Source organism: Glutamicibacter sp. 363, assembly GCF_052379505.1.
GTDB lineage: Bacteria > Actinomycetota > Actinomycetes > Actinomycetales > Micrococcaceae > Glutamicibacter.
This window is the reverse complement of the sequence record NZ_JBQSYR010000047.1, coordinates 1-14,821: the sequence shown is the minus strand read 5'-3', so window position 1 is coordinate 14,821 and position 14,821 is coordinate 1. Positions and strand designations below refer to the sequence as shown.

General features: G+C 59.4%; 13 protein-coding genes and 1 pseudogene. 5 read left to right on the top strand and 9 right to left on the bottom strand.

Going from position 1 to position 14,821, the window contains the following annotated elements; genetic code table 11:
* Positions 1-307: integrase core domain-containing protein (locus tag ACT3UA_RS18170; RefSeq protein ID WP_444617761.1), on the top strand; the 307-nt coding region annotated here is incomplete at its 5' end.
* A 620-nt stretch (positions 308-927) separates the two neighbouring features.
* Here the strand turns inward: ACT3UA_RS18170 and ACT3UA_RS18165 are convergent.
* From ACT3UA_RS18165 to ACT3UA_RS18155, 3 genes are all read right to left on the bottom strand, one after another.
* Positions 928-2,181, bottom strand: coding sequence for a mechanosensitive ion channel (locus ACT3UA_RS18165; RefSeq protein WP_096287838.1), 1,254 nt, complete (start codon positions 2,179-2,181; stop codon positions 928-930).
* 405 nt (positions 2,182-2,586) lie between these two features.
* Entirely contained in the window at positions 2,587-3,033 is a 447-nt protein-coding gene (locus ACT3UA_RS18160; protein WP_096287836.1) for an OsmC family protein, read from the bottom strand.
* A 4-nt stretch (positions 3,034-3,037) separates the two neighbouring features.
* Positions 3,038-3,547, bottom strand: a complete 510-nt coding sequence (locus ACT3UA_RS18155; RefSeq protein ID WP_096287834.1) for a GNAT family N-acetyltransferase — start codon at positions 3,545-3,547, stop codon at positions 3,038-3,040.
* A gap of 338 nt (positions 3,548-3,885) precedes the next feature.
* Here ACT3UA_RS18155 and ACT3UA_RS18150 point away from each other — a divergent pair, with 338 nt between their 5' ends.
* The 3 genes from ACT3UA_RS18150 to ACT3UA_RS18140 are packed head-to-tail and all read left to right on the top strand — an operon-like array spanning position 3,886 to position 7,497.
* A complete protein-coding gene (locus ACT3UA_RS18150; RefSeq protein ID WP_096287832.1) occupies positions 3,886-5,034 on the top strand; it encodes an acetyl-CoA C-acetyltransferase in 1,149 nt (382 codons plus the stop codon).
* 43 nt (positions 5,035-5,077) lie between these two features.
* Positions 5,078-6,691: a fatty acyl-CoA synthetase gene (locus ACT3UA_RS18145; protein ID WP_096287830.1), complete on the top strand. Its 1,614-nt coding sequence runs from the start codon at positions 5,078-5,080 to the stop codon at positions 6,689-6,691.
* Positions 6,688-7,497, top strand: a complete 810-nt coding sequence (locus tag ACT3UA_RS18140; RefSeq protein ID WP_255248494.1) for an enoyl-CoA hydratase/isomerase family protein — start codon at positions 6,688-6,690, stop codon at positions 7,495-7,497. The genes ACT3UA_RS18145 and ACT3UA_RS18140 overlap by 4 nt, the downstream gene beginning before the upstream one ends.
* Before the next feature lie 22 nt (positions 7,498-7,519).
* On the opposite strand, the gene ACT3UA_RS18135 is transcribed toward ACT3UA_RS18140, so the two are convergent.
* From ACT3UA_RS18135 to ACT3UA_RS18125, 3 genes are all read right to left on the bottom strand, one after another.
* The gene (locus ACT3UA_RS18135) at positions 7,520-8,386 is read right to left on the bottom strand and encodes a sugar phosphate isomerase/epimerase family protein (RefSeq protein ID WP_096287828.1); all 867 of its coding nucleotides are present in this window, start codon (positions 8,384-8,386) and stop codon (positions 7,520-7,522) included.
* A gap of 768 nt (positions 8,387-9,154) precedes the next feature.
* Positions 9,155-9,616 (bottom strand): hypothetical protein, encoded by a 462-nt coding sequence (locus ACT3UA_RS18130; RefSeq protein WP_096287826.1) that lies wholly within the window; start codon positions 9,614-9,616, stop codon positions 9,155-9,157.
* Positions 9,617-9,798: 182 nt separating this feature from the next.
* A complete protein-coding gene (locus tag ACT3UA_RS18125; RefSeq protein WP_141393573.1) occupies positions 9,799-10,263 on the bottom strand; it encodes a hypothetical protein in 465 nt (154 codons plus the stop codon).
* A gap of 762 nt (positions 10,264-11,025) precedes the next feature.
* Here ACT3UA_RS18125 and ACT3UA_RS18120 point away from each other — a divergent pair.
* Positions 11,026-11,418: pseudogene (locus ACT3UA_RS18120) on the top strand (IS3-like element ISAar44 family transposase); the annotation flags it as partial.
* An 83-nt stretch (positions 11,419-11,501) separates the two neighbouring features.
* Here the strand turns inward: ACT3UA_RS18120 and ACT3UA_RS18115 are convergent.
* Genes ACT3UA_RS18115 through ACT3UA_RS18105 form a run of 3 tightly spaced genes read right to left on the bottom strand, consistent with a single transcriptional unit; the run spans position 11,502 to position 14,661 of the window.
* Positions 11,502-12,497: a tyrosine-type recombinase/integrase gene (locus ACT3UA_RS18115; RefSeq protein WP_096288504.1), complete on the bottom strand. Its 996-nt coding sequence runs from the start codon at positions 12,495-12,497 to the stop codon at positions 11,502-11,504.
* Entirely contained in the window at positions 12,494-13,432 is a 939-nt protein-coding gene (locus ACT3UA_RS18110; protein ID WP_176484276.1) for a tyrosine-type recombinase/integrase, read from the bottom strand. Before ACT3UA_RS18110 ends, ACT3UA_RS18115 begins: the two co-directional genes overlap by 4 nt.
* Positions 13,429-14,661, bottom strand: a complete 1,233-nt coding sequence (locus tag ACT3UA_RS18105) for a tyrosine-type recombinase/integrase (RefSeq protein ID WP_096288508.1) — start codon at positions 14,659-14,661, stop codon at positions 13,429-13,431. Before ACT3UA_RS18105 ends, ACT3UA_RS18110 begins: the two co-directional genes overlap by 4 nt.
* Positions 14,662-14,821: the final 160 nt, after the last annotated feature.

Below are 14,821 nucleotides of genomic sequence, written 5' to 3'. Positions count from 1 at the left end.
CCGCGGAACTCAGTACACGTCAGATGCATTTCAAGCGTGGTGCTCTGAGAATGGTGTGCGGCAGTCAATGGGCCGTACCGGAGTGTGTTGGGACAATGCCGTTGCCGAGTCGGCGTTCTCGACGATCAAGAACGAGATGTACCATCATCGGGCGTTTACGAGCCGGGTGGCGGCGCGTACCGCGGTTATGGAGTTCATTGAGATTTGGTACAACAGGAAGCGTCCGCATACGACTAATGGCGGGTTGAGTCCTCAGATGTTGCTCGACTGGTATTGGGAGCAGAATTCTTTGGCTCTCGCGGCCTGAGTTTAATAAGAAAAAATCAAAGTTCGTGTCTCAGAAACTTGACCAGCTCAATCTCTGCCCCACCACGTGTTCGTGGGTTTTCTGCGATTCTTACGTGAACACGAGTATTCATGTTTCAGATAATCAATTCCCAGCGTTCAGCCCTTTCCCACCCCTTAAATAAAGGTAATCCTGGCATCCTCATCAGATCCAAGACACTATTCCGGTGGGTACTATGACCTCTGCTGACTTCTGCCCCATCAGCCCTGACCTCACGGCCAGAACCGCTTCACCAGTCAAACCGGTGATGCACTGGAACAGACCTCCCCGGATAAGAGCATTTACTTTCCTCCTGCGCCCGCCACATTTACACACTTGCCGTTTCGGTGGAACGGGCTTCACCATCGCATGCTGGCTTACCCCGACAAATATGCCTTATATGTGGTTCGTGTCCCTCGGTGCTGGGATTTGCCTCCGGCTTCCTTCCCACCCCACCTCACGGTGACGCAGTTGCCATCGGCTAGAAGTTAAACCACCTTCTCCTTCAGAGGACTTTCACCTCCAAGTAAATGCCCATGCCGGGCGTACAAGAAAAAGAGTGGGACCGGTTACCCGGTCCCACTCTTTGCTGGTTCTAAGTTCTAGAACTCATTTGGAGGCGTCGGCGGTGTCGCCGGTGCCCGACGGGTTGGCGCGGTGCCCGAGGTGTCGGGACCGTCCATCTTGCTGATGTCGATTTTCTCCAGTGTGCGAGCCGCAGCATCGCGGCCGCCAAGGCCGAAGGCCAGAGCCGCTGCCAGGGCCGCACCGATCACGATGGCGCCGAAGGCCATGTTGATAATCGAATCGGCCAGACCCATGTACTTCAGGCCCATCGCGATGAACAGTGCGATGGCCGTGTAGCGGATGATCTTCGAGGCGGTAGTATCGCCCATCAGTCGACCGATCACACTTGCCAGCACGAAGCCGATGGCGATGATGACTCCACCGAAGATGACCTTGCCGCCCAATTCCAAGACCTCGTTGAGGATGTTGGTGATTGCCGGGAAGTTCAGCATGCTTGCTGCCATGACCGCGAAGAACAGGATAATTGCGATCTTCACGATGGTGGCGATGATTCCCGATGCGCTCTGCCCCTCGGGAACAACTCCCCAGCCCGCCACAACTCTGTCGGTCCCCACACCGCGCAGCGTTGATTCAAGCAGCTTGCCAACAAACTTGGCGATCAGGAAGCCCACGGCCAGAAGGATCAGGGCCATGATCACCTGTGGAATTGCGGTCAGGACGATCTGCAGCATCTCCTGCGCTGGTACCGAAATGGCCTCGATGCCCAAAACCTGCAGTGCGGAAATAGCCACGACCAGCAGGATCAGCGCAAACACGATATTTGCGATGACATCCACGATGGTCCGCTGCGTGCGCAGTGAGGTCTCGGGGTCGACTTCTTCGCCGTCGCCGGGAGTCAGTTTGCGAACGAGGGAACTGAAATCGACAGTTCCCAGACCGGTCTGGATCAGCTGCTTGATTACATTGGCGATCACGTAGCCAATGATGAAGATGAAGGCCGCACCGATGAGGTTAGGCAGGAAGCCCATGATTCCGGCGAGCAAGTCCTGCACCGGGGTCAGCACCTCGGTCAGCGAGAAGACCTGGAGAATAGCGATCAAGCCGAAGAGCCAAACGACCAGCGACGCGACCTTGCCTAGCGAATCACCGATCTGCTTGCCATCGGTGCCCTCCTTCTGGAGGAACTTAATCTTGGTGACGAGTTTGGCGACAGCCCATTTGACAACCTTGGCCACCAGCCAGGTGATGATGAGAATAACAAGCGCGATGGCAACTTTTTGCAGCATCGACGCCCAGTCAATGTTTCCTAGAACGTTCTGAGTTTGCATCTCTGCTCCTTCAACGTGGGGATAATTTAGACACTACGACGAGGATTTTTTGCTGACTAGGGCAAGGAGAGAACCGGCGGCCCTAGCGGATGACAAATACCGACATCGAAGAACTAATTCCGCACCTAAAGAGTGCAAATTCAACGGATAGAGCAGTAGATCACAAGATTTGATACGAAACCACTGTACTTGAAGATTTTGGTTTCGACCCCGGTCACAAGTTCGACTTTCCGGGCTTGACTTTGGATGACTCGCAAGTGTCTGAATTCCCGGTTACATGCATCCGGCTTCCCGTGCGGACGGGCGCACCAGGAATTCACCATCCCGGCTATGCCGGCACAACAGCTGGCATAGCCGGTCAAATTCAACGCATCCCTAGTACTGGCCCACGAAAATGGTGGCCGATCAGGAAACCGAGTCGGTGCCCTCGATGGTGCTGGTGACCTTGGACCCCAGCTCGACGGTGCGCGAGACCGTGCAGTATTTGTCGTGGGAGAGCTTCACAATGCGCTGGACCATTCCGGCTGCCTTGCGGCCTTCCACGGTATCGGGGAACTTCAGGTTGAAGGACATATCGATGTCTTCCATCTGGCTCGCGCCACCTGCTTCGACCTTGTAGCCGGTCGCGGTGACCTCGAATTTTTCGGGCTCCGCATGCCTGGTCGTCGCGGCATCGACGTCAATCGATGAGCACCCGGCAATCGCGGCCAGCAGCAGTTCGACCGGGGAGAGCAGGCCTTCGCCTTGGCCGAACTCGATGCTCGCACCGCTCTCGGTGCTGGTGGCCTGGTAGCGGCGCGAGGCCAGGCGTTCGATGGAGACTTCACGCAGGGAACGGGTATTTTCTGTCATGCGTCTATCGTTCCACGGGTCGCTCGCGGACCCTTGCATGACGCAGGGACACGCTAGGACTTTTGGCGTCGGCACCGACAAGACCGGCTTGGTCCTCCGATTCGAATCCGCAACGCCGGAAAAATTCCAACCCAGCGATGTTTTGCGCGTTGAGCACCATTTCGATCTCCGCGCAGCTGGAAAGCGCAAAGGCCGCCAGGGCCCTGCCGATACCTTGTTGGCGATGCTCATGGTGGACCCATAGGAGCTCCACACGCCGTTCGTCCATGGCCATGAAACCCACGACCTGCGCGCCCAGGTGCGCTACGAAAATTTCTGCACGTTGCGCATAAACGGTTTCCAAGGTCGAGGCTACGGAGGTCAAATCCGCGGCCGAGAGGAAATCCAGGCGCCCTTCGACGGAGGATCGCCACACGTCCAGCAGTTCCGGAACTTCTTCGATGCCCGTCCATGGGCGGATGCGCAAGGAGTGCGCGGAGGACGGCTGGTTCATGTCGGGGCTCTGCGAATCCATTGCTACTCCTCCTGCGCAGGGTGCACAACGCACCCTACTGATTCGTAACCTAGTGCTTCCTGAACCCCGCGTTCAAGTGCTGATCGCAGTATTTCCCCGCTTGGCGCGCCGCCCTGAGGGTTCTTGCCACGTCCCGAAGCAAGCCTTCGGGTCGCCCAATACCGCTTCCCCGGCCCCGGCAGGACGCCATTGTTCCGGCACCGCTGATGTGACCTAGACAACGCAAGGTAAGTTCGACATCCTAGTCTTAGCATCAACGAACATTCGATTACGCGGTTTCACCACTGAAAACACGGTGATGAGCGGTCCGAGAACCGCCGAACCTTGGAGGAGAGCCCATGGCCGAGGCCTACATTATCGATGCGCTGCGCACACCGGTGGGGCGCCGCGGCAAGTCTCTGGCGGCCGTGCACCCGCTGGATCTCGCGGCCGCGCCGCTGGCGGAACTGGTGCGCCGCAACGGCATCGATTCGACGCAGTATGACGAGATCATCCTCGGCTGCATCGACCAGGTAGGACCAAACGCCATGGACATCGCCCGCAGCGCGTGGTTGGCTGCGGGCCTCTCGGAACAAGTTCCGGGAACCACCGTTGAGCGCCAGTGCGGCTCCGGCCAGCAGGCGGTGTCCTACGCGGCCCAAGCGGTGCTCAGCGGCACCAGCGATCTAGTGGTCGCCGGCGGCGTGCAATCGATGTCGAGCATTCCGCTGTCCTATTCCAATACGGCCGCCGCGCAGTTCGGCTTCCCCGACCCGTACACCGGCTCCGCGCGGTGGGCCCAGCGCTATGGGGACCAGGAGATCTCGCAGTTCCGCGGGGTGGAGATGATGGTCCAGAAGTGGGGGCTCACCCGTGCCCAGCTCGAAGATTTTTCCGTCGCTTCCCATGAAAAGGCCCTGCATGCCCAGGAGCAAGGCTACTTTGAGCGGGAGATCCTGCCGTTGGCCGAACTGCGCGCCGATGAGGGGCCGCGCACGCCGGACCGGGCGAAGATGGCCTCGCTGCCGCCGATTATCGACGGCGGCCTGCACACCGCCGCCAGCGCCTCGCAGATGTCCGACGGCGCCGCCATGCTGCTGATCGCCTCCGAATCGGCGGTCAAACGCTACGGACTGAAACCGCGCGCCCGCATCCACCACATCTCGGCCCGCGCCGATGACCCGGTGATGATGCTCTCGGCACCGATCAACGCCACACGGCATGCGCTGGCCCGCGCCGGGATGAGCCTGGAAGATATGGACCGCATCGAAATCAACGAGGCCTTTGCCGCGGTGGTCCTCGCCTGGCAGCAGGAAACGCAGGCGGATATGGCCAAGGTCAACGTCAATGGCGGCGCCATTGCGCTGGGCCACCCCATCGGCGCCACCGGTGCCCGGTTGATGACCTCGCTGCTGCATGAGCTGGAACGCAGCGATACCCGTTGGGGTTTGCAGACCATGTGCGAAGGCGGCGGGCAGGCGAACGTCACCATCCTCGAACGGCTCTAAGCCCCGACCGGGCCAACGATTTCTCGATTAAGGATTCCCGCTCATGAACGATTCCCTGCCAGCAAGCGAAGAGCCGAACCCGAGGTCTGCCGCCCTCAAGGATTCGCATAACACCATCGGGGCACTGCTGCGCCGCGGCGCCGCGCGCAACCCCGAGGCCAGCGCCCTGCTCTTCGAAGAGCGCGAGTGGAGCTACCGCGAGCTTGAAAGCGCGGCGCGGCGCGTGGCCCGCCGGCTGCAGGAGGCGAACCTCCCGCCGGGTTCCCGGGTGGCCGCCTACGCGGCGAATTCCGATGCCTACGCGATCCTCTTCCTGGCCTGCGCCCTCGCCGGGCTGGTGCATGTGCCGGTGAACTTCGCGTTGAAAGGCGATGAGCTCAGCTACCTGTTGGAGGATTCGGGCGCGGTGCTGGTGGTAGCCGACGAACAGCGGCTCGCCCTGGTCGACCAGGTTCGCGCGCAGGGCCGGGCCCCGGCGGTGGAACGGGTATGGACGCTCTTGCCGGCCGGCACCGGGGAGCCCGCGATCTTGGAAACCGCGCTGGATCCCGGGGCGGCGCAGCTGCCGGCGACGCAGGGCTCCGGGACCGAGCTGGTGCAGCTGCTGTATACCTCGGGCACTACCTCCGCGCCCAAGGGCGCGATGATGACCCACGCCGCGCTGCTGGCACAGTATGTTTCCTCGATCATTGCCTTGGATTTCACCGCCGAGGACCGCCCGCTGATCGCGATGCCGCTGTACCACTCCGCGGCCATGCACGTGTTCCTGCTGCCCTATTTGTCTCTCGGGGCACGCGTCCGGCTGCAAGCCAGTCCCGATATCGCCGAGACCCTGGAGAGAGTCGAAGCCGAGAGCATCGGGTCGCTGTTCCTGGCCCCGACGGTGTGGGTGCCGCTGAGCAACCACCCAGACCTGGAAAGACGTGATCTCTCCTCGCTGGCCAAAGCCCAATACGGTGCCTCGATTATGCCGGTGACGGTTCTGGCGCGGCTGCGCTCACGCTACCCGAAGATCGGTTTCTACAACTGCTTCGGGCAATCCGAGCTGGGTCCGCTGTGTTCGGTGCTGCGCCCCGAGGAGCATGAGGCCCGTCCGGCCTCCTGCGGCCGTCCGGTGTTCTACGTCGAGGCCCGGGTGCTCAACGCCGCCGGGGAACTAGCCGAGGCTGGCGAACCCGGCGAGATCCAATACCGCTCCCCGCAGGTGATGAGCGGCTACTGGAACAAGCCCGAAGCCACGGCGCAGGCCTTTGTCGACGGCTGGTTCCGTTCCGGTGACCAGGTCACCGTCGATTCCCAGGGCTATATCCAGGTGGTGGATCGGATCAAGGACGTGATCAACACCGGCGGTGTGCTGGTCGCTCCGCGCGAGGTCGAGGACTGCATCTACGAACTCGAACAGGTAGCGGAGGTGGCCGTGCTCGGGATCGCCCACGAGCGTTGGATCGAAGCCATCACCGCGGTGGTGGTGCTCAAGGAAGGGGCCGAGCTGAGCGCCGAATCCGTGCGCAGCCACGTGAAAAGCCGGATCGCCGACTACAAGGTGCCCAAGCGCGTGGATTTTGTGGCGCAGCTGCCGCGCAACCAATCCGGGAAGCTGCTCAAACGCCAGTTGCGGGCCGAACGTGCCGGAGTCGAAAGCGGACCGCGCGCATGAGCCAGCCCATCCCCATCACCACGGTGGAAACCATGAATCAGGCAGCAACCGCGATCCGCGTGGAGACTCGGCCGGGAATTGTGCGCATAGTTTTCCAGCGCCCCGCGCAGGGCAATGCGCTGAATCTGGCGTTGGCGCGCGAGGCCCTGACCGCGCTGCGCGCCGCGGAGGAAGAACCCGACGTGCAGGTGCTGACGTTGACCGGCGAGGGCCGGTACTTCTGCGCCGGCGGCGACGTGTATTCCATGGCCGCGCTCGCTGCCCGGGACCGTCCGGCGTATCTGGCGCAGCTGGCCGGGGCGGCCCACGAGCTGGCACTGGCGATCGTGCGTTCCCGGTTGCTGGTGATCGCCGCGGTCAACGGCGCGGCGGCCGGCGCTGGGTTGGGGCTGGTGCTTTGCGCCGACTGGGTGCTGGTCGACGAGTCCGCTCCGCTGGTGGCCGCCTATGCCTCCATCGGGCTGAGCCCGGACACGGGGGTCTCCTATTTCCTTCCCCGGGTTCTCGGCCATCAACGGGCCGTCGAGCTGACCCTGGGCGGGCGCAAGCTGGTCGGTGAGCAGGCGGTCGACTGGAGGCTGGCCAACGAGGCGGTGTCCTCCGAAACCTTCGCGCCGCGTCTCGCGGAGCTCGAAGACGGCTTCGTGCGCGGCGCGGTGCAGGCGATCGGCCCCACCAAGTCCCTGCTCCGCGCCGGCGTCGCGGAGGAACTCGAAGCCCATCTGCATGCCGAGGCTTCGAGCATTGCCCGCCTGTCGGAACACCCCGATTCGGTTCGGCTGGTCAACCGCTTCGCCGGCAAATAGCGCACGCGGGCCGGCGCAACGCTCAGCGGAGGCCGCCGGCTTGGAGATTGCGCAGGTAGGCCAGCGAGTCGGCGGCCAAGGCATTCTGGCTGCTGGCCAGCGGCCGCCAGATCGCTGCGGCCTCCGCGAGCGTGGGGTTGTGCGGGTTGAAGGACTTCACGCACAGCGGTCCGTCGTAGCCGGCGAGGTCCAGGGCATGGACGAACCCGTGCCAATCGAAATGGTCAGCTCCCACGATTCCGCGGTCATTCGCGCTCAGCTGCACATGGTTGATGTGCTCCGTGGCCCGGGCCACCGCGGCGGCGATGTCCTGCTCCTCGATATTCAGATGGTAGGTGTCCAGCCCCATGCCCAATCCGGGGCCCAGCAAGGGCTCTAGCGCGTCGAAGCACTGGTCGATGGTGTTCAGCAGCGAGGTTTCGTGACGGTTCAACGGTTCGATGGCCAGCGTGATGCCTCGCGCGGCGGCGTGCTCGACCAGTGGGGCCAACGCGGTGCGCAATTGCGCATAGGCCGCCCTGCGCTGCCCGTCGTCCAGCGCGAACAGCCGGCCCGTGGCGGTGTACAGCGGGCCGGCGACGGTGGTTGCGCCGAGCGAGGCCGCCGCGTCGATGCAGCCGCGGAGGTAGTCCTGCGTTGCCTCGACTTCTGCCCTCGGCACCCCGATAAGGTTGTGCCCCGCAGGCATCACTGCGGCAAGCACCGGGTGCAAACCCAGTTCGCCCAGCAGGTCCTTGGCCCGTTCTGGATCCCAGTCGCCGAGTTGTTCCAGTGGTAGCTCGATGGCATCGAACCCCAGCTGCGCCGCTTGGGTAGCCAAATGCGCCAAAGATTCATCGGTCAGCCTGGCGGTCCACACCCAGGTGCTCACCCCGAGTTTCCGTTGCATAACCCTCCGCCTCCTGAAATGGGCCGGCCGGTGCGACCGGCCTGTGCGTTGTCTGCCGTCGTACTTTCAGGTTACGCCCGGAAGAACGACGCGGATAGGGCGGCCGTTGACTCTCAAAAACATCTGGGTCTAGCCATCGGCAAATTCTCTATTCCGCACTGGGCAATGACCCGCTCAGCCGGGCTTGTTGGGTGAATGATTTTTTCCTTCACCCCCGATAGGTCACTTCACCTGCCGAACATCATCTACCGGTTGCCGGGGCACAGCGCCCTTGGTGCCTATTAGTGGTCTGCGCGGCGTGAGTTCCGGTGGACGGTTGGGGGCGGGTTTGATGACTGAATGAAAAAATATTCGCCCTTGTTCCCGCACCAAATTCGTGGGTGATTCTCCGGTTGCAGCGCAACGGCAGCCCAGTCTGCAGGTGCTGGGACTGCTGGCCGGCGAGATGCTTTCCCGGAGGTTTTGACTGCCAACTTTATTTGGCGGTTAAATCGCGACACTAATTGGCGGTTCATGGAGCTCCAAGAGTGGAGCCCTCGTAGAACACCGCAACGCCGGAAACTCAATCACCAACGTTCGTACTTTTCAACGTGCTTGAAACGTCTTGCAACCCATAGTTTGTTGAGACAACACGGATAGGGTCAAACAGGCATCTAACCCAATACCATCTCCTGCAACGCGGCAAGCAACATGAAGAGCGCCACACCTGGCAGGTGCGGCCCTCTTCATGTCTGGCAACTTCAGGTATTGGCGTAGGGTGCTGGATACTTATTCCAAAAGCTCTCCGACGCCGCGAAGGTTTATTTCACCGAGGGTAACGATGTGCAGGTATTGTTCCGGTGCTTGCTGTTCAGCGGTGTCCCGGCTGCAATATAGGGCCGTGGGCTGTGGATTCTCCATGATCCCGAAGATTGGATTCCCATCGGCGTCCTCATCGTACGATGACAAAGTAGTATGCGTGAGATACAAAACGCAGCCATCTACCAGGTCTATGCTTTCGGCACCCTGCACCTTTCGAGCTTCCCAGCTGACTTTAGTGTCTAGATACTTTTCCTGAATCGCAAAGCATTCACGTTCACTGGCCACGATCGCAATTATTGGCTCTATGTATTCAAGATCTGGAAATGGGCTGGGTTGTTTCCCATAGACGACGTAGACCATCTGATCTTCTGAATATTTCGAGCCAAGGCGAATCTTGATTTTTGTCAGGATGCTGCTTAGAGACGGCATGGAACCCCCTTCTGTACAGGAGCGTAGGCATCAGCATAGTAAGTCTTGCCTTTGTCGACAATAGTTCCGAGAGTACGGCCTGACCATGTGGTTTTTTTCGCAGATTTGCATGACAGTGCGTGATTTGTCTGCGTGAAGACAACAGGATAGTAAGTGCCGTTATATTTATCGCCCTTTATCTTTTAGGCTGGCTGGCTAATCTCCGGGCCACCTTTGGTCCACCAGGCTAATCGTTTAAATCGCGCCTGTGAAGAATGCTTGATCGAAGTGACTTTCGTGGTGCAATAGGTTGTGGATTTGAAGCCACCCGTACTATAGTTCCCAGATTTTCTGGTGTGAAAACCTGCGGCAACGATCTTGCAAGGCCCGTAATTCACTTTTGCCATGGCACCCACATTGAATCCGGCTTTGTGTAGTTCGTCCATCTTATCCATCTTGGCTACTGCATCGGCAGGCGATTCCGCTTCGATGTAGTTCGATTCCGTAGGGGTTTTTTCGGGGAAGAAATCTTTCGTTGAAAGGGCGTATTCCGAGGACTGCTGCACCGTGTGGGTTTCGCTAACAGGAGTTTCAACAGCCTGCGCCATCCCCGGTAATGCAGCTACCAAAGACAACGCAAGGGGTAATGCTACAAAAGTAAAATTCATCGTTATGCCTGACGCTTGTAGTTTAAACTTTTGGTTCTGGACTCAATATTTTTATTATCTTCAATAGTGTAACTTCTCGCCTAAAGTTTTTACCACAATGCACCCTACAGCAGGCTGAAAGTTCATAGTCTTCGATAAGGGCCGATTCGAGGCATAGGTCACGTCCGACTTTGCGACCTATCGAAGAAATTAGAACGCTGACAGGCGAGATCACTATTGATCCAAGCCAGGTCATTGAATTTGAGTGCCAAGGCCGCGGGGTGTGCGGTCCCTAGGAGCTTTGGCCTTTCTGGTGCTCTTGACGGCCCTGATGGCAGGCTTCCTGAGCTGACGTCACCTCGACGCGAATGCTCTCCATCTCACGGTCGATGCGTTGGGCTTCGAGATTTTGGACCGTGCCCTCGCGTTTCTCTCGGCGCTCACATATATAGTCCCGCTTATGGGCGCCTAAAACCGCCACTTGGAGCTGCGATTTAGCCGTCAAACGAACCCAACAGTCACAACTTGTAAAGTGGCGGCTTTAATATCCCAAAAACGATCGTTATTGAACATGTGCCAACATGGCAGTTATTCCACGCAGATAGTCCTATTCATCAAAGGTATTGAAGGCTTGGACTCTGATTATCGGCTGTTCCAGCAATATAAGTCCGGCGCCGAGTGCTACTGCCAGACCCCTGTCTGTCAGGGTTGAGTGAGACCAGTCCCTCATAGCGACCCCCGCCTCACCCCAGACAGGGCGAGAACAAGGAAACTCAGCGCACCATGAGCATCACCACCTTGAAGCAACCAGCCCCTGATGTGTCCGAGAATAGAAGCATGGATTCTTCTCCACGCCCGGACCAGCCCCGTCGCCGTACAATCAGCCCCGCTCAGAAACTTGCCTACCTTGAAGGCTATGACCAAGCCATCCAAACAAGTGAAGGCGGCAGCTACCTACGCGCCAACGGGATCTACTCCTCCCACATTGCTGAATGGCGCAAACTACGCAACGCAGGGATCCTCGACGAGCACGCCACCACAGCTCAGGGCGGAACGGCACGGACCACGAAGAGCAAACTCACCAAAGAACAAGCAGAAATCGCACGGCTGAAGAAAGAATTAGCTGCCCGCGACGCGAAACTCGCGACCACGCAAACCGCGCTAGACATCATGGGTTATGCCGAGAATCGAATTATGCCGATGTTTGCTTGATGTGCCTCCTCAGCCACGGGTGTCAGGCTGATTTCTCGGAATAAGAATCAGAGTTCCTCCAAGAAGGATAAGAGCGAATCCGGAGGCTTGTATCGTCCCGGCCCGGTCGCGGGCGGTGCCGTGCGGTCGAGGGCACGCTGCTTGATGGTCATGTCCGCGTGGAGGTACGCGCGAACCGATTCCTTGCTGGAATGACCAAGCCAGAGCGATATTGTGGCCGAGTCTATGCCAGCGGCCAGCATCCGCATGGCACAAGTGTGCCGCAGAACATGAGGGGTAACGTCCTTACGTTTCAAGGTGGGGCAGTCCGTAGCCGCGGTGCGCTGATGAACAACCAGACGTTGAGCGATAGCATCGGGGCTCATCGCGTGGTGGTCTCCCTGGGTGGGAAAAATGGGACTGCTCGTTCCCAGCTGCGCATTCTCATCCCACCAAGTGGTGAGCATCGAAACCAGGCCTGAATTCACCGGTGTGCTGCGCTCCTTGCGACCTTTGCCCTTGCAATCGACGTAGGCCGGAGCGTGCAGTTGCAAGTCTGTCCACCGAAGGTTGATGAGCTCCGAGACACGCAACCCGGTATGAAGCAGGAACTGGATCATCGCTTGGTCCCGTCGTCCGGTCCAAGTTGTCGTTTTTGGTGCCGCAATCAGTGCTTTGGCTTCGGCATCGGAGAGGTAGTCGATGTCTTTCGTAGCCGTGTTCTTGGGTTCAAGCGCCAAGACTCTGCTGATGAGATCGGCGTGTTCGGGGTGTCGGTAGGCGGCAAAGTGGAAGAACGCATGAATTCCCGCCAGCCGGGTGTTCCGGGTGGACGGGCTGTTGCCACGCACATCCTCCAAATAGGCGAGGAACTCCGTGATGTGTTGAACATCGAGGTCCGCGAAATCCAGAGAGCTCGGTTCGAAGCGGTGCTTTTCGAAGAGAAAGGTGAGCAGCAGTCGCCACGTATCCCGGTAGGAGATCAGCGTGTTGGGGCTAACCGACTTCTGGCCCATCAAGTAGCTGGTGAAAAACGCTTCGAAGGTTGGCACGATGATGGTCATGGCAGCAAGACTCCTTGATGTTGGGCGGTGCTGACTCGCTCCTCGACCAGGGCCAGTAGCTCGGGTACGGATGAGAGATACCAGTAGGTACTTTCCGGGCTGACATGCCCGAGATAGGTGGCCAGGACCGCGATCCTAACGTCAACGTCAATGCCGTCCCGATAGGCCTGAACCAGGGCGTTGGTCGCGAACGAATGCCTTAGATCATGCAAGCGAGGGTTCTTGCCTCCGGGTCGTGGCGTGTAGCCAAGATTCTCCCGTACGGTACGAAATGCCGCCTGCAGGCCTGTGGGATGCGGTCGGATTCCGGTGGAACCGATGAAGAAAGAATTCACCTCAGCGCTGGGTATGGCGGCACGACTGAGATAGAGATAGTTTTTCAGCGCGGCCACCGTGCTGGGGTGGATCGGGACGAGCCGGGTGCTGTTGTTCTTTCCGCTGACCGTCAAGATGCCGCTGGGCCAGTCGATATCCGCGAGGTTGAGCCCTAGGCATTCACCGGTCCGCATCCCTGTTGCAGCCATCAGGCCGATCAAGGTCTGCAAGGTCAGCCCGCGTACGGCCGGTCGAAGTGCAAGGGCCCCAATCATCATTGCCTCCACTTGGGAATCACTATAAATGTAGGGTTGCTGCCGGGTGGCGCGGGCGGGAATGAGTCCCGCTGGAATCAACGCGGCCAACAGCGGGTCATGGGCATGAACGTAGGCCGCGAACCCCCTGATCGCACTCAAGTGTGCGGCCTTCGTCGGGTTGGCAGCGGCGGTCGGCAAGCACGCCCAAACCACGGCGGTGTCTACCGTCAGGACTTCTTCGTTGATGTCGTGGAGGTAGTTCAGGTACCGGGCAATCATGGCTTCGGCCGCCTTTAGCCTATGGCCCATGGCGTGCCGCAGCTGCACATATTCGTTCAGGTAGCTGTCGAGTGACCGGTTCATGGCCGAGACCCAGAGATTTTCGGCTCCGCCGCCACCGGCCATGGCCTGACCAGGCTTCGCAGGTCCGCGAGGTGGACCTTGGCGTAAATCACGGTGGTTGAGGGGCTGGAATGGCGCAGTATTTGGGATGCTTCGGTCAATGTTCCTCCGCTGCCCAGTACCTTGGTGGCCAGACTGTGGCGCAGGCGATGTGCGCCGATCCGGGAACCGATATTCGCTCGTGATGCGCGAACTGTGACCATCTGGCTGATGGGTCCGTGGGCGAGGGGTCCATGCGGTGCGGGAACTTGGAGGAATATGTGGCGATCGCAGGACACTGGACGGGTTTGGGTCAAATAGTCCACGATCGCTGCGCCAGCATCTACCGGAAGCGGTATGCGTTCGACGTGTCCGGCCTTTCCCGGCACCCTGATGGTTCCGGAGTGCCAATCAATATCATCCAAAGTGAGATCTTGAACCTCACGGGCACGCAGGCCCATTCTCGCCATAATCAGCAGCAATGCCTGGCTGCGCAATGGCTGGACTTCGCGCGTCGACGGGCCGGCGAGGAGAGCATCGATTTGGCTGATATCCAGAAACTTCGGAAGTCCTTTGTAGGGCGAGTAGGCGACCGGGCCAATACCTTCGGCGACGGGCTGGTCGATGATTCTCTCCAGAAATAGCCAGCGGAAAAACGCGCGAAGCGCTGTTGCTGCAAGCCGGATCGAACCCACCGATTGGGTGGCCCCGCGAAACAGCAAATAGTCCGTGACGTTAACTATCGACATCGATTCCCAGTCAGATCCGTCATGCCCCACCCTCCACTTCAGGAACGGTCTGACCTGGTTGAGGTAATTCAGCACCGTTGTTCCTCGCAGAGCCCGCTCAGTGACCAGGTAGTGCTCGAACAGGGACAGGATTGCTTCTTGGGCCGAGAACGTCGGTGGCGGGTCCGCAGTGCGTTCAATGCCGATGGATCGGAGGAAACCGGTAAATGCACCCAACGCGCGCGATGTGTGAAAGTTGTGGTATCGCAATCGGCGCTCTGCAAAGAAAGCATTGATGACATGGTCCGACAATTCCTGGATGCTCAGCCCTTGCGCATCCATCCAGCGCGATAAATGAGCAACAAGCTGGAGCTGATTCGACGTCGAGTCGGGCGAGTAGCCTAGCCTCGTCAAATAGATGTGGAAACCTGTTGCCAGCGGCGCCAGTGGACCAACGATGACAACCTTGTATGGATCTCCCATGGCCTTCCTCCTTCCATAGAGATGGGAAGGTCAAGTATCCGCTCAGTATCGTCTTATTCCGAGAAATCAGCCTGACACCCGTGGCTGAGGAGACACATCAAGCACACATCGGCATAATTCGATTCTCGGCATAACCCATGTAATTCCGATATCGGAATTA

Excerpts from the sequence above, each read along its gene's own strand:
- ACT3UA_RS18145 (WP_096287830.1), top strand. The coding sequence starts at position 5,078 with ATGAACGATTCCCTGCCAGCAAGCGAAGAGCCGAACCCGAGGTCTGCC.
- ACT3UA_RS18135 (WP_096287828.1), bottom strand. The coding sequence starts at position 8,386 with ATGCAACGGAAACTCGGGGTGAGCACCTGGGTGTGGACCGCCAGGCTG.
- ACT3UA_RS18160 (WP_096287836.1), bottom strand. The coding sequence starts at position 3,033 with ATGACAGAAAATACCCGTTCCCTGCGTGAAGTCTCCATCGAACGCCTG.
- ACT3UA_RS18165 (WP_096287838.1), bottom strand. The coding sequence starts at position 2,181 with ATGCAAACTCAGAACGTTCTAGGAAACATTGACTGGGCGTCGATGCTG.
- ACT3UA_RS18150 (WP_096287832.1), top strand. The coding sequence starts at position 3,886 with ATGGCCGAGGCCTACATTATCGATGCGCTGCGCACACCGGTGGGGCGC.
- ACT3UA_RS18155 (WP_096287834.1), bottom strand. The coding sequence starts at position 3,547 with ATGGATTCGCAGAGCCCCGACATGAACCAGCCGTCCTCCGCGCACTCC.
- ACT3UA_RS18105 (WP_096288508.1), bottom strand. The coding sequence starts at position 14,661 with ATGGGAGATCCATACAAGGTTGTCATCGTTGGTCCACTGGCGCCGCTG.
- ACT3UA_RS18140 (WP_255248494.1), top strand. The coding sequence starts at position 6,688 with ATGAGCCAGCCCATCCCCATCACCACGGTGGAAACCATGAATCAGGCA.
- ACT3UA_RS18110 (WP_176484276.1), bottom strand. The coding sequence starts at position 13,432 with ATGAACCGGTCACTCGACAGCTACCTGAACGAATATGTGCAGCTGCGG.
- ACT3UA_RS18130 (WP_096287826.1), bottom strand. The coding sequence starts at position 9,616 with ATGCCGTCTCTAAGCAGCATCCTGACAAAAATCAAGATTCGCCTTGGC.
- ACT3UA_RS18125 (WP_141393573.1), bottom strand. The coding sequence starts at position 10,263 with ATGAATTTTACTTTTGTAGCATTACCCCTTGCGTTGTCTTTGGTAGCT.
- ACT3UA_RS18115 (WP_096288504.1), bottom strand. The coding sequence starts at position 12,497 with ATGACCATCATCGTGCCAACCTTCGAAGCGTTTTTCACCAGCTACTTG.